Here is a 13,427-nt window from a genome sequence, read left to right as displayed (position 1 = left end):
TGAGTTGGTTACCGAATCGGTCGCAGTCCTCCTGAAACGACATGATCGTCGCAACCTCTCGTTGAGAGTGTTGCGACGATCATGTGAACCCGCCTGAAAGGTTCGGGGCCTCGCTCGTTGTTCTGAACTGCCGATGTCAGTGCTTCGTATCGGGCAGATTCGCGTCGGATCCGTTGGTCTCGCCGTGCACGCGCTCCTGGTACTCGCGGAGCGTGTTGCGCAGTTCGGCCTCGGCCTCGTGGTGAGCGGCTTCGAGAGCAGCCGTCTCCTCCGCGGGGTCCGGACGCCACCAGCTACCGGCACCGGGCTTACCGGCGGTACCGAGACGGTTCATCGTCTTCGGGATCGCGGCGCCCTGGTACTCGAGCGGAACCGGGTGGCCGTGCTCGTCGACCGGGCCGAGCGGCTGGTGGATCTCGACGTACTCACCGTGCGGCAGGCGACGGACGATGCCCGTCTCGATGCCGTGCTCGAGAACCTGGCGGTCGCTGCGCTGGAGGCCCAGGCAGAACCGGTAGGCGATGTAGTACGCGAGCGGCGGCAGCACGACCAGGCCGATACGACCCATCCACGTCGTCGCGTTGATCGAGATGTCGAACTTGTACGCGATGATGTCGTTGACGCACATGATGGTCGCGACTGCGTAGAAGGCCAGGGCCATCGCGCCGATTGCGGTACGGACCGGCACGTCACGCGGACGCTGCAGCAGGTTGTGGTGCGCGTCGTCCTTGGTGAACCGCTTCTCGATCCACGGGTAGATCGTCAGGACCACGAACACCAGGCCCATGATCAGGGCGATCCAGAACGGCTGCGGGATCGTGTAGCGATTGAACAGGTACAGCTCCCATGCCGGCCAGATTCGGGCCATGCCGTCGGTCCACATCATGTAGATGTCGGGCTGGGAACCTGCGGAGACCTGCGATGGGTTGTACGGGCCGATATTCCAGACCGGGTTGATCTGGAGGAGGCCGGACATCAGCGCGAGGACCGCGAAGGTCATCGCGAAGAACGCACCGGACTTCACTGCGAAGACCGGGAGGATGCGCACGCCGACGACGTTCTGTTCGGTGCGGCCGGGGCCGGGGAACTGCGTGTGCTTCTGGTACCACACCAGCGCGAGGTGCGCGGCGATGAGCGCCAGGATGATGCCAGGAACCAGCAGGACGTGCAGGACGTAGAAACGCGGGATGATCAGGTCGCCGGGGAAGTCGCCGCCGAACAGCGCCCAGTGCATCCACGTGCCGATGACCGGGATGCTCAGCGTGATGCCGGAGAACGCGGCACGGAGACCGGTGCCGGAGAGCAGGTCGTCGGGAAGCGAGTAACCGAAGAAGCCCTCGAACATCGCCAGGATGAGCAGCAGCGAGCCGATCACCCAGTTGGCCTCACGAGGACGCCGGAACGCACCGGTGAAGAAGATGCGCAGCAGGTGCACCACGATGGACGCGGCGAACATCAGGGCGGCCCAGTGGTGGATCTGCCGGACGAACAGGCCGCCACGAACCTCGAAGGACAGGTTCAGGGTGGTCTCGTAGGCACGCGACATACCGACGCCGCGCAGCGGCTGGTAGACGCCGTCGTACACGACGTGCGCCATCGAGGGGTCGAAGAACAGGGTCAGGTACACACCGGAGACCAGCAGGATGATGAACGCGTAGAGCGCGATCTCGCCCAGCAGGAAGGACCAGTGGGTCGGGAAGACCTTGTTGATCTGCCGACGGAGGCCTGCCGACGGGTGATACCGGGAATCGATGTTCTCGGCCGCCTTGGCGGCGCGGGATTGAGTTGCAGTACTCACGGGCGACGCTCCCAAAATGCCGGGCCGAGTGCCTCGGTGAAGTCGCCGTTGGCGACCAGGAAGCCCTCTTCGTTCACTGTAATAGGTAGCTGCGGCAAAGCACGAGCAGCGGGACCGAAGACCGGCTTGCCGTATTCGAGCGCGTCGAACTGCGACTGGTGGCACGGGCAGAGGATGCGATTGCTCTGCTGCTCGTACAGCGACGTCGGGCAGCCGAGGTGGGTGCAGATCTTCGAGAAGGCGAAGTAGTCGCCGTAGTTGAAGCTCTCCTGGCCCTTGCGCTTGATGGCGCGCTCGGCATCCTCCGTACGCAGACGGATGAGCATCACGGCGTTACGGATGCCGCGAAGGCTCTGCAGCAGAGCGTGCTCGTCGCCGCGGTCCGACTCACGGAACGGGAAGACCGTCTCCATGCCGCCGGCGTCGAGATCCTCCGGGCGCACCAGGACGATGTCCTGGGGGCGGCCGGTGTCGCGGCGCAGGTAGATGGTCTCGCCCTCGTAGTTCGGGGTCCAGCCCGACACCCACAGCGGCGACTTGTCGCCCTGAGCCCACGGATTCTTGATCAAACCGCCGAGCGGCATGATCAGGCCGACGCCGAGCGCGCCACCACCGAAGATCGCGGTGCGCTTGATGAGCTTGCGACGCGGAAGCGTCGACGTCTGGAGCGAATCGGACAGTTCGGCGACGATCGTCTTGCGATCGACCTCCGACGACGGTCCGTCGTGACGATCCTGGATCGACACCTCTTCGGGGATGAACTTCTTCGTGAACTGCACCGCGCCGACACCGATACCGAGGATCGACAGACCCAGGGTCAGGCCGAGCAGCGGGGTGTAGAGGTTGTACAGGGTGTAGTTCGGGTCGCCCGGAGCCTGGTACTCCCACGGCCAGAACAGGTAGATCGCGATGAACGCGATACCTGCGATGCCGGCGAGCACGAACCAGAACGCGACGTTCCGTTCGGCGCGCTTCTCCGCGCGGGTGCCCTCGACGGGCCACCGATCCTTGCGGAATGCGACATCGACACCGTCGAGATTCGTTCCGAGCGCGACGAGGTCGTCGCGGCTCATCTGATCGAGGTTCTCGACGGAATGCTTGTTAGCCGGCGTTTCGCCGCCACTCATGACCTTGCTCCGATCCACAGTGCAGCGCCGACGACGGCAACAATGCCGATCACCCACATGGTCGGGCCCTCGGAAGCCGGGCCGAACCCGCCCAATCCGTAGCCGCCGGGGTTGGTCGTCTCGCTGGCCGCCTTGACGTACGCGATGATGTCCTGCTTCTCCTCGACCGTCAGCTGACGGTCGGAGAACTTCGGCATGTTCTGCGGCCCGGTGAGCATGGCCGTGTAAATCTGCTGCTCGTTCGCCGGATCGAGATTCGGCGCGAACTTACCGGACGACAGCGCGCCGCCGCGGCCGGTGAAGTTGTGGCAGGAGGCGCAGTTCTGACGGAACAGCTCGGAACCGCGACCGATGTCGTTGCCGCGCAGCGACGACTCGGCGATCTCGCCGTTCTCGTCACGGATGACGGTCGGGCCGCCACCGTTGGCCTGGATGTAGGCACCGAGTGCGTCGGTCTGAGCCGCGTTGAACTTCGGCTCCTTCCGGAGTGCCTGTGCCTCGTTGCGCGAGGCCGGCATGCGGCCGGAGGAGACCTGGAAGTAGACGGCTGCCTCGCCGACACCGATCAGGGTAGGACCGCGGTCCTGCACACCCTGCAGGTTGATGCCGTGGCATGTCACGCATGAGGTCTCGTAGAGCTGCTTGCCCTCGCGGATCAGTGCGCTCTGGTCGTCCTGCGCAGTGGCCACCTGCGGGGCAGGGGTCAACGCGGAGGCGAGGAAGCCGGCACTGAGCAGGCCGACCGCCAGGACCAGGGCGCCCGTGACGCGCCGGCGGAATTTGCGCTGGCGGCGGGACTTGGCAGCGGAAGCTGTCGAGGATCGACCGGGCATGTCACCCTCGGAACCGAGAGGTGGGGATGAACTCATCTGTATCCCTTTTTGTTTTTGGGACGGACTGGACGTCAGGGGGCTGCCTGTGCGTTCAGCTGGCTAACGGATGAAATAGATCGTGGCAAACAGTGCGATCCACACGATGTCGACAAAGTGCCAGTAATACGAAACGACGATGGCGGCGGTGGCCTGGGCCGGCGTGAACTTGCTGACGCGGGTACGGATCAACAGGAACACGAAGGCGACGAGGCCGCCGATCACGTGGAGGCCGTGGAAGCCGGTGGTGATGTAGAACACCGAGCCGTACACGCTGCTCGAGATGCTCGTGCCGTGCTCGACCAGCGTGATGTATTCGTAGCCCTGCCCGAGCACGAAGAAGGTGCCCATGGCGAGGGTGATGAGGTACCACCGTCGCAGGCCGAAGACGTCGCCGCGCTCCGCTGCGAAGACGCCCATCTGGCATGTGAAAGAGGAAGCGATCAGCACTGTGGTGATCGGAACCGCCAGCCACAGGTTCAAGTGGGTGGGCGGCGGGGGCCACATGCCTTCCGGCGCCTGTGCCCGTGCCACGAAATACATGGCGAAGAGCCCTGCGAAAAACATGAGCTCGCTGGACAACCACACGATGGTGCCGACGCTGACCAGGTTGGGCCGGTTCAACGAGTGCACGCGCTGTGTGATTGCAGATCCTGAAGTCCCTACTGCGCTCGTCACGCTGGCTAGTATGACCCGTCGTAGTACGTCTTGGGCAATCGGGGCCGAAATCGGCGCGTCAGTGCTGGTGGCAGACCGATAATTCCCCTGGTGGGGTGGTCGTGCGGGGTCCACAGAGACGTGCAATCGTGGTGCAATGAGCACCGTAAGTGGCATGTGGGACCGGATTCGCGCAATGGTGTCGCGTCGCCGGGAGCCTCTCGATCGGGAGCGCACGGACCTCGTGGTGGTGGTGTCCTCGTTCGACGACGCCGAGGCGTGTTCGACGGCTCTGGCGCGGGGCACCGAATCGGAGCCGTACTGGTCCGAGTCGGAGGAGGCGGTGCTGCGTCATCACCTGACGATTCCCCCGGCCGGAGTCGACCGGGCGGTCGAGCTCGCCGCGCAGGACGGTTACACGGTCGGTGTCGCCTCGGTCGAGACGCCCACCGGTGCGGACGGCCACCACACGCCCCTCGTGCTGCAACGCGTCCAGGTTCTCGACGCCATGCACTGCGCGCAGGAGAAGTCGCGGATGGTCTCGCTCGCGCAGCGACTCGGCGGCACCGCGCACGGGTGGGACGCACTACAGCCCCCGAGCACCCCTGGCTAAGCTTCCGGGCGGAAGGGCACACCGGTGCCCGGTAGGGAGCGGAATGCGGCGAGGGCAGGTGCGATGAACGCGACGCGAGTGGCGGACGAGGTGGTGCCCACCTGGCCTTCGGTCCTCGGCGCCCTGACCGCCGGACACGATCTTTCCCGCGAGCAGGCGCAGTGGGCGATGGAGGAGATCTTCTCCGACAACGCGACGGCCGCGCAGATCGCAGCCTTCGGCGTCGCGCTGAAGATGAAAGGGGAAACCCCCGACGAGTTGCGGGCGCTGGCGGACACCATGCTCGGGTACGCCCGGCTCGTGCCCGTCGACAACGATGTGGTCGATGTCGTGGGCACCGGCGGTGACCGCGCCGACACCGTGAACATCTCGACGATGGCGTCGATCGTCGTCGCAGCGTCCGGGATCCGCGTGGTCAAGCACGGGAACCGGGCGGCGTCGTCGAAGAGTGGCGGTGCCGACGTGCTCGAAGCACTCGGCGTCCACATCGACCTCGGGCCCGACCAGGTGGCCCAATCGGTCGCGGAGGCCGGCATCGGGTTCTGCTTCGCGCCGGTCTACCACCCCGCACTCCGGTTCGCCGCAGCCCCGCGCAAGCAGATCGGCATTCCCACGGCGTTCAACGTCCTCGGCCCACTGACGAATCCCGCGCGCCCGCGTGCGGGACTGATCGGATGCGCATTCGAGAACCTCGTCGGCACCGTCGCCGGTGTGCTCGCTCAGCGCGGCAACTCGGCGCTGGTGGTACGCGGCGACGACGGCCTCGACGAACTCACCACCTCGACCACCTCCACCGTCCACATCGTGCGGGACGGTGAGGTCCGGGTCGTCACCCTCGACCCCACCGACCTCGGCATCACCCGGGTACCGCTCGAAGCGCTACGCGGGGGAGACGCAGAGAAGAATGCCGCCATCGCCCGCGACGTGCTGGCGGGCGTGACCGGTCCGGTGCGCGACGCCGTCCTTCTCAATGCAGCCGGCGCTATCGCGGCCTTCCGCGGCATCGACGGCAGTCTCGAGGAGGCACTCGCGGCCGGACTCGAGTCCGCCGCCGCAGCCATCGACAACGGCCGGGCCGCGGAGGTCCTCCGCGCCTGGTCCGAGGTGACCACGCGTCTGGGTGCCGCGCCGCGCGCGTAGGACAGCGCCTGGCCGCCCTAGGACACAGCAACGGATCGTGGGCCCGGACTCGAACGAGTCCGGGCCCACGGTCGTTTTCGAGCGGTCAGCTGCCGATCGAGAAGCCTGCGTCCACGTCGGCGCTCGAGTAGGACTGGAAGGCGATGTGCGTGACGGTCTTCGTCACGCCCTCCACCTTGTTGATGCCGCGCGTAACTACTTCGGCGATCTGTTCGTGGTCACGGACACGCACCAGAGCCACCAGGTCGACGTCCCCGGCACACGAATACACCTTGTCGACCCCGGCGAGGTCGGCCACCGCTTGCGCGGTCTCCGGAATGCGGTGCGCTTCGGCGTCGATCAGGACGATGGCGTTGATCATGAGGGCTCCTTGCCTTCCTCGGGTTCCATCAGACTAAGTGGTCGTCCGCTCGCCGGGTGTCACCGCCGACACCGCCCGGGCGTCGCGGGCCAGTTCCGCCCACTCGCTCCAGCGCCCTGCCCCCAGAGCGGGCTCGCACCACCCCTGGCTCGTGCGGACGATTCGGACGCCCCCGGAGTCGAGCCAGCGTGCCACCAGGCCCAGTTCCTCCGGCGACGCGCCCCGGAACGGTCCCGCCGTCGGACGTACCGTCTCCGCGGCAGCGACGATCGCCTCCACGACCGGCATCGGCGACACCCGTCGAGGCGCGACACCCGCGGACGCGAGCCTGCCCGCCCGCACGACAGCGAACTCCCATCCGCCCTCGTCGCGTGGGCGGGCGGCGACGAGTTCGTGAACCGCGGCCAGCGCAGCGAGTCGCTGGGTTCGTCGCAGTGCGAGCAGGGTGCCGGCCGCACGGTCGCGCAGGCGCGCCGCGTTCTCGAACAACTCGTCCTGCACGAGACGGTCGAGGCGGTACTGCAGGTCGTGGAGAACACTGTCGTCGCTCCCGCGGATCAGCGTGCGGGCCCGCTCCACCTGCCGGGAGTACGCGGCCGCATCCTGGATACCGAACGCCGCAGCAGAACACGCGCCCACTGCCTCGGGTGGGCACCGGTCCCCGTGCGTGCCGGTGCGGCCGATCCGGCGGGTGCACGTGCGCAACCCGCACAGTTCGGCGAGGTGGGCGGCGACCTCTGCCGCGGCGGCGCGTGCGGAGAACGGCCCGATGGCGTCGGTGGCGGGCGTCCGGCTCACCGAGAAGCGGGGGAAGGTTTCTTCGGTGAGCACGATCCACCAGCCGCGCATCGGATATTTCGAACGCCGGTTGTAGGGCGGCGCGTGCGCGGCCAGTAGCCGGAGTTCGCGAACCCCGGCTTCGAGGCCGTGGGCACACTCGACGTGGTCGATACGAGTGGTGACCGCGACCATTTCGCGCAGTCGCGGGCGGGTTTCCGACCCGGTGAAATAGGAGCGGACCCGACGGTGGAGGTCGACGGCGGTGCCGACGTAGAGCACCTCGTCGGACGGTCCTCGAAATATATAGACGCCTGGCCGTCGGGGGAGATGCGCCGCCAGCGTGCGCTTGGCCCGCTGTTCGCTGGTGACGGCGGGGATGTAGTCGCGGAGTTCGGTGAGACTGTGGACGCCGAGATTGCCGACGCGCTCGATGAGCGCGTGCAGGACGTCCACGGTGGCGCGGGCGTCGTCGAGTGCGCGGTGGGTGGGCTGCGTCGAGACGCGGAAGAGTTGCGCGAGCGCCGACAGCTTCACCGAGGGTGCTTCGTCGCGGCCCAGGACGCGACGGGCCAGTTTGACGGTGCACACCACCGGGAAGCGCGGCCACGCCACGCCGCAGCGCGCGGTTGCGGCCTTGAGGAATCCGACGTCGAACCCGGCGTTGTGGGCGACGAGCACCGATCCTGCGGCGAACTCGAGGAACGCCGGCAGGACTTCCTCGATCTTCGGTGCGGCGTACACCATCGCGGTCGTGATGCCGGTGAGCTGCACGATGTGCGGCGGAATCGCTCGTCCGGGATCGATCAGGGTCGCGAACTCGCCCAGCACTTCACCGCCGCGGATCTTGACCGCGCCGATCTCCGTGATCGCGTCGTCACCTGCCCTGCCGCCCGTGGTTTCCAGGTCGACGACGACGAACGTGGTGTCTCGGAGGGGGGTGTCCAATTCGTCGAAACCGAGCTGCACTCCGGGCCCGGATTCGGTGAATCGTGGCGGCGACGTCATGCGCGTGAGCCTAGGAATCGGCACCGACAGAGCTGGCGACGGATCCGAACGGTGCTGCGACCGCACCGAGTCCGGTCCGGAGCTCACCTGGGAAAACGCGGAGGTGGCAGATGGCGTTGGGCGATCGAGACGAGCGTCACACGGTGTTTCCGGTTTGGGATCCGAGTCGGCCGGGGGCACCGAAACATACCGGTAGGCCTGCCGGTCGGCGGTGCGCTGGGCAGGCGTGGCATTCGGGTGCGGTGAGGGCCCGGAAAAGCCGACGACCAGCGAAGGCGTCGGCGGAGGCGCGGCGGGTGTGGGGTGCGCCGGCGAACCCGCGAGCTGGGCTCGGAGCAAAAGCAAACTCCTCGTTATGTAGCCGTTACCGAACTTGATCAAATTCGACGAATTAGGCCGCAAAACGAGCGAATCGGACAAAATAGCCTGGGAGCGCTCGACTTCTCCGTTGCCGTTTCGTAATCTTCTCGAGACCAAGCGGAGAGTTTTCCGGCCCACCCCCGGTGTCGGAGCCGCTCGGTAACCGCCTAATCGGACGCTCCAGTACGGAGTATCCGAGCCGGGGACCCACTAAGTATCTGGGGTGAATCCCTTCCGCCGCTCGCGGCGAAGGGTAGGGCTGACTTCCGGCCCGAACCCGTCAGCTAACTCGGTCGGCGGGTGAACGGAAGAATGGAGCACCCCCCTCGTGGTTTCGCAGAACAACAAGCGCACCGTTCGGCGCGCGCTCGTCGCCGGAGCCATCGCGCTCGGCGCAGTGACCGTCTCCGCCGGCCCCGCCGCGGCAGACACCGTGAACATCCCCGGCGTCGGTTCCTTCGACCTGCCCGCCGGCGTGACCCTGCCGCCCGAGGTCGCCAACCTCATCCCCCAGCAGCCGGGCGCTGCCCCCGCACCGGCGGCGTACAACGCCCCGTTCACCTCGGTCGGCCAGCGTGCGGCCGATGCCGCCCAGAGCAAGATCGGCTCGCCCTACGTCTACGGTGCAGCCGGCCCGAGCTCGTTCGACTGCTCCGGTCTCGTGCAGTGGGCCTACCAGCAGGCCGGACTGAACGTTCCCCGCACCAGCTACGACCAGGCCGTCGCCGGCCAGGCCGTGAGCCTCAACGCTCTGCAGCCGGGCGACGTCGTGTCGTTCTACGGCGGCAGCCACACCGGTATCTACATCGGTGGCGGCAACATCGTCCATGCCTCCACCTCGAGCCAGCCGGTGAAGATCGCACCGCTCGACTCGATGCCGGTCGACGGCGCACGCCGCTTCTGATCGCAGGTTCGACAGCTCGTGAGGGTGGGTCCGGCTCCGGCCGGACCCACCCTCACGTCGGTCTTCCTGTCCGTTACCACCGGGTAGACACAAACGTATGCCGTTCCGTAACCTCGTCGAGACCTTTCGAAAGGATGCGCCTTCGTGGTTTCCGGTAGGACGAAGCAGTCAGTTCGTGCATTTTTGGCGGTAGCGGTCCTGATCGCGCTCGCCATCTCCATCCCACCCGCAGGAGCCGACCCGGCGGGCGACAGCCCCACGGCGAAGCTCGAACATCTCGCGGACCTGTCACGCCGGTCCGAACAGACCACCGAGGCGCTCCACAATGCCGGGCTCGACCTGGAGGCGAAGATCGCCGACCAGCAGGCCACCGAGACGGTCGCCGCCGAGGATCGCTCCGCGCTCGATCTGGCGAGGGCCGAGGTCGCGCGGTTCAAGCCGACCGTCGACAAACTCGCGCAGGCGAACTACCGGGGCGCCCGCACCAACCGTCTCTTCGCCCTCATGGTCAGCGATTCACCGCAGCAGATGCTCGACCAGATGGTGCTGCTCGACGTGCTGGGTGCGCAGACCGCACGCGACGTCGAGGGATTCAAGGTCGCGACTGCCGCAGCCGCCGAAGTCGCAGCCGCCTCGCAGCGCTCGGCGGACGCCGCCGCGCGCGCGGCCGAAGAGGCACAGGCCCTCCGCGACGATCTGCAGCGGCGGAAGTCGGAACTCGAAAGCGAGATCGCCGGCGTTCTCGACGCGTTCGACGCGCTGAGCGACGAGGAGAAGGCAATCCTCGCGGGCACTCCCTTCCCTCCCGGCCTCGACGCCGACAAGATCCTTCAGCACCTCGTTCCGGGCACCGGCGGGGGAGCGTTGCGCGCCGCCCTGACCCGGATCGGTGACCCGTACGTGTGGGGTGCGACCGGACCGAACCAGTTCGACTGCTCGGGTCTCGTCGTCTGGGCCTACAAGCAGGTGGGCAAGACCCTGCCGCGCTCGAGTCAGGCCCAGGCACAGGGCGGCATCCCCGTCTCGCGCGACAACCTTCAGCCCGGCGACGTGGTGATCTTCTACGACGACGCCTCCCATGTGGGCCTGTACGCGGGCGACGGCAACATCGTGCACGCCTCCACCTTCGGTGTGCCCGTCAAGGTGCAGTCGATGGCAAGCTTCCCGTTCCACAGCGCGCGCCGCTACTGACCGAACGGCGGCCCGCTTACACTGGCCGCCGTGCCTGCGCCTGCGTCGACAAATCGTCATCGGCGGTGGGAACGACTCGGCTTGGCCGGGCTCGTCCTCGCCGTCGTGACCGCCGGTGTCCTGCTCGTCGTCACACCGGCCGACTCCGCGGAGGCCGAGCAGTCGACACGCGCCGACCTGCAGTCACTGATCGACCGCTGGGCGGAGGCGGTGCGCACCGAGGACCGTGACGCACTCGCCTCGGTGATCGACCCCGCTGCCACGGCACTGCTCGCGGCCGAGACGTCGCGTGCCGAGTCCCTCGCGGCGCTCCCGCTCGCCGATTTCGGATACGAACTCGGACCCGAACCGGGCCTCGACGTGCCAGCCGCCGTTGCCGCCGCGTTCGGTACCGATCCGGTGCGGGCGCACATCCTGTACCTCCGTTACGCGGTGGACGGAATCGACGACGAACCGACGCGGCGCCCTGTGACCGCGCTGTTCGTCGAGCGTTCCGGTGGCTGGCTGCTCGCAGACGACGCGCCCGACCTTCCCGGCGCTGTGACCTGGCGCGGGCCGTGGGATCACGGCCGCCTGTACGTCGCCGAGGTGCCGACGTCCGGTGGTCGCTCGCTGGTGGTCGGGCCGGCCGATCGCCGCGACCTCATCGAAGCGACCGCCCTCGAACTCGACTCCGCCGTCGACGCCGTCTCCGAGGTCTGGGGCGAGGACTGGTCACGGCGTGCCCTCGTTCTCGCGACGGGTTCGCGGGAGGAATTCACCTATCAGGTGGGAACGAACCACGACGGGGAGGAGATCGCGGCCGTCGCGGTCTCGGACGCCGTACGGCCCGGGAGCACCACCGCGACCGGCCAGCGGATCGTGTTCGCCCCGAACGCGGGGGAGCGCCTGACCCGCCCGGGTCTGCGGGCGGTGCTGCGGCACGAGATGGTGCACATCGCCACCCGCACCGACACGGTGGACGGCTCGCCGCTGTGGATCCTCGAGGGATACGCAGACTATGTCGGTTACCGCGGAACGGGGAGCGCACCCGCGGGCGGCGTCACCGCGGACGACCTCCGGCGAATAGCACCGACGCTCGTCACGGAAGTACTCGAGGACGGCACGCCCGACGCGTTACCAGGTGACTCCGAGTTCACCGCGGCCGAGGGAGCGCGTAGCGCCTACGAGACGGCATGGTCGGTGGCGGCATTCACCGCCGACGAGTTCGGGACGGACCGCCTGACGTCGCTGTACCGGGAACTGGCGGCAGGACCGGCCGAGCCGGACCGGGTCGACGACGCGCTCCGCAAGGTCGTGGGCGTCGGCACCGACGAATACGTCGGCCGGTGGGGCAAGTGGGTGACCGAGCGTCTGGCGGTGGGCTGAGCCGACCCGTCCACCCGGGAGCGGCACCGGCCTCGCTACGGTGTAGCCATGTCGCGAACTCTGCTGGTCACGAATGACTTTCCGCCCCGTCCCGGCGGTATCCAGTCGTATCTGCAGGCGTTCGCAGGGCAGTTGCCCGCCGAGGATCTGGTGGTCTACGCACCGCGCTGGCGCGGCGACAGCCACGTGAAGTTCGACGCGCAGCAACCGTACGAGGTGGTTCGGCACCCCACGACACTGATGCTCCCGACCCCCGACGTGGCGCGTCGCGCCGCGCAACTGGTGAACGAATACGACTGCGACAGCGTGTGGTTCGGAGCAGCCGCACCGCTGGCGCTCCTGGCGCCGGTCGTGCGGCGCGCCGGGGCGCAACGCGTGATCGCCAGTACCCACGGTCACGAAGTCGGATGGTCGATGGTTCCGGGAGGACGCGCGGCCCTGCGCCGCATCGGCGACACCACCGACACGATCACCTACGTCAGCCGCTACACCCGCGGCCGGTTCGCCTCGGCGTTCGGCCCCCGCGCCGGACTCGAACACCTCCCGTCGGGTGTGGACACCGACGTCTTCTGCCCGGATCCGGTGGCCCGCGCGGAGTTGCGGGCCAGATACCGCCTCGGCGACCGCCCGACGGTGCTGTGCCTGTCGCGGCTGGTTCCGCGCAAGGGCCAGGACATGCTGATCCGCGCACTGCCCGAGATCCGCCGCCGGATCGACGGTGCGGTACTCGTCATCGTCGGCGGCGGCCCCTACGAGGACCGGTTGCGCGACCTCGCGCAGCGCACCGGCGTCGCCGACCACGTCGTCTTCACCGGCGGTGTCCCTGCCGCCGAGCTCGCGGCACACCACACGATCGCCGACGTGTTCGCGATGCCGTGCCGGACCCGCGGCGGAGGACTGGACGTCGAAGGCCTCGGCATCGTGTACCTCGAAGCCTCCGCGACCGGCGTTCCGGTCGTCGCGGGGCGGTCGGGCGGCGCACCGGAAACCGTCCGGGACGGGGAAACCGGATTCGTCGTCGACGGCACGTCGGTGACCGCCATCGCGACGGCCGTCGCCGGGATTCTCGCCGACCGGGACCGGGCCGCGGCCATGGGCGCCGCGGGACGGGCGTGGGTGTCCGAAGACTGGCGCTGGGACGTGCTGGGAGCGAAGCTACGCCGATTCCTCGAGGTCGCACCGGCGGCGTCACCCCCCGGCGCCGATCGGCGGGGTGACGGACGAACCCCGTCGGCCGGTATGTGAAGCTGTCCC

Annotated in this window: 12 protein-coding genes and 1 riboswitch; of the genes, 6 read left to right on the top strand and 6 right to left on the bottom strand. The window is 67.9% G+C overall.

Translation table 11 applies throughout. The annotated features are described in order from the left end of the window. Positions 1-136 precede the first annotated feature (136 nt). From qcrB to ctaE, 4 genes are all read right to left on the bottom strand, one after another. Positions 137-1,798, bottom strand: a complete 1,662-nt coding sequence (gene qcrB / locus AC0B44_RS19015; protein WP_471904358.1) for a cytochrome bc1 complex cytochrome b subunit — start codon at positions 1,796-1,798, stop codon at positions 137-139. Next, a complete protein-coding gene (gene qcrA / locus AC0B44_RS19010; protein ID WP_471904357.1) occupies positions 1,795-2,925 on the bottom strand; it encodes a cytochrome bc1 complex Rieske iron-sulfur subunit in 1,131 nt (376 codons plus the stop codon). Before qcrA ends, qcrB begins: the two co-directional genes overlap by 4 nt. Further along, positions 2,922-3,794 (bottom strand): cytochrome bc1 complex diheme cytochrome c subunit, encoded by an 873-nt coding sequence (qcrC, locus tag AC0B44_RS19005; RefSeq protein ID WP_471904356.1) that lies wholly within the window; start codon positions 3,792-3,794, stop codon positions 2,922-2,924. The genes qcrA and qcrC overlap by 4 nt, the downstream gene beginning before the upstream one ends. A gap of 63 nt (positions 3,795-3,857) precedes the next feature. Further along, positions 3,858-4,472, bottom strand: coding sequence for an aa3-type cytochrome oxidase subunit III (gene ctaE / locus AC0B44_RS19000; RefSeq protein WP_471904355.1), 615 nt, complete (start codon positions 4,470-4,472; stop codon positions 3,858-3,860). A gap of 136 nt (positions 4,473-4,608) precedes the next feature. On the opposite strand from ctaE, the gene AC0B44_RS18995 reads away from it, so the two are divergent. Together AC0B44_RS18995 and trpD are read left to right on the top strand one after the other, a co-directional pair. Further along, positions 4,609-5,064, top strand: coding sequence for a hypothetical protein (locus AC0B44_RS18995; protein ID WP_471904354.1), 456 nt, complete (start codon positions 4,609-4,611; stop codon positions 5,062-5,064). A 63-nt stretch (positions 5,065-5,127) separates the two neighbouring features. Next, positions 5,128-6,204, top strand: a complete 1,077-nt coding sequence (gene trpD, locus AC0B44_RS18990; protein ID WP_471904353.1) for an anthranilate phosphoribosyltransferase — start codon at positions 5,128-5,130, stop codon at positions 6,202-6,204. Positions 6,205-6,289: 85 nt separating this feature from the next. On the opposite strand, the gene AC0B44_RS18985 is transcribed toward trpD, so the two are convergent. Both AC0B44_RS18985 and AC0B44_RS18980 read right to left on the bottom strand, forming a co-directional pair. Next, positions 6,290-6,565 (bottom strand): Lrp/AsnC family transcriptional regulator, encoded by a 276-nt coding sequence (locus AC0B44_RS18985; RefSeq protein ID WP_072699135.1) that lies wholly within the window; start codon positions 6,563-6,565, stop codon positions 6,290-6,292. 33 nt (positions 6,566-6,598) lie between these two features. Continuing rightward, positions 6,599-8,350 (bottom strand): DEDD exonuclease domain-containing protein, encoded by a 1,752-nt coding sequence (locus AC0B44_RS18980; protein WP_471904352.1) that lies wholly within the window; start codon positions 8,348-8,350, stop codon positions 6,599-6,601. 514 nt (positions 8,351-8,864) lie between these two features. Next, a riboswitch (cyclic di-AMP (ydaO/yuaA leader) is annotated at positions 8,865-9,025 on the top strand. A 13-nt stretch (positions 9,026-9,038) separates the two neighbouring features. Here AC0B44_RS18980 and AC0B44_RS18975 point away from each other — a divergent pair. The 4 genes from AC0B44_RS18975 to AC0B44_RS18960 all read left to right on the top strand — a co-directional run bounded on the left by AC0B44_RS18975 (position 9,039) and on the right by AC0B44_RS18960 (position 13,418). Beyond that, on the top strand, positions 9,039-9,614 hold the full coding sequence (locus AC0B44_RS18975; protein WP_471904351.1) for a C40 family peptidase: 576 nt from the start codon (positions 9,039-9,041) through the stop codon (positions 9,612-9,614). A gap of 144 nt (positions 9,615-9,758) precedes the next feature. Continuing rightward, positions 9,759-10,805, top strand: coding sequence for a C40 family peptidase (locus AC0B44_RS18970; protein WP_471904350.1), 1,047 nt, complete (start codon positions 9,759-9,761; stop codon positions 10,803-10,805). Positions 10,806-10,835: 30 nt separating this feature from the next. Continuing rightward, positions 10,836-12,173, top strand: a complete 1,338-nt coding sequence (locus AC0B44_RS18965; protein WP_471904349.1) for a hypothetical protein — start codon at positions 10,836-10,838, stop codon at positions 12,171-12,173. Between the two features lie 48 nt (positions 12,174-12,221). After that, entirely contained in the window at positions 12,222-13,418 is a 1,197-nt protein-coding gene (locus AC0B44_RS18960) for a glycosyltransferase family 4 protein (RefSeq protein ID WP_471904348.1), read from the top strand. Positions 13,419-13,427 lie beyond the last annotated feature (9 nt).

The sequence above is a fragment of the Rhodococcus sp. NPDC019050 genome, from assembly GCF_055664235.1.
The sequence above is the reverse complement of the archived record's forward strand: the minus strand, read 5'-3'. Positions and strand labels throughout refer to the sequence as shown.

Excerpts from the sequence above, each read along its gene's own strand:
- qcrA (WP_471904357.1), bottom strand. The coding sequence starts at position 2,925 with ATGAGTGGCGGCGAAACGCCGGCTAACAAGCATTCCGTCGAGAACCTC.
- qcrC (WP_471904356.1), bottom strand. The coding sequence starts at position 3,794 with ATGAGTTCATCCCCACCTCTCGGTTCCGAGGGTGACATGCCCGGTCGA.
- AC0B44_RS18995 (WP_471904354.1), top strand. The coding sequence starts at position 4,609 with ATGAGCACCGTAAGTGGCATGTGGGACCGGATTCGCGCAATGGTGTCG.
- trpD (WP_471904353.1), top strand. The coding sequence starts at position 5,128 with ATGAACGCGACGCGAGTGGCGGACGAGGTGGTGCCCACCTGGCCTTCG.
- AC0B44_RS18985 (WP_072699135.1), bottom strand. The coding sequence starts at position 6,565 with ATGATCAACGCCATCGTCCTGATCGACGCCGAAGCGCACCGCATTCCG.
- AC0B44_RS18980 (WP_471904352.1), bottom strand. The coding sequence starts at position 8,350 with ATGACGTCGCCGCCACGATTCACCGAATCCGGGCCCGGAGTGCAGCTC.
- AC0B44_RS18960 (WP_471904348.1), top strand. The coding sequence starts at position 12,222 with ATGTCGCGAACTCTGCTGGTCACGAATGACTTTCCGCCCCGTCCCGGC.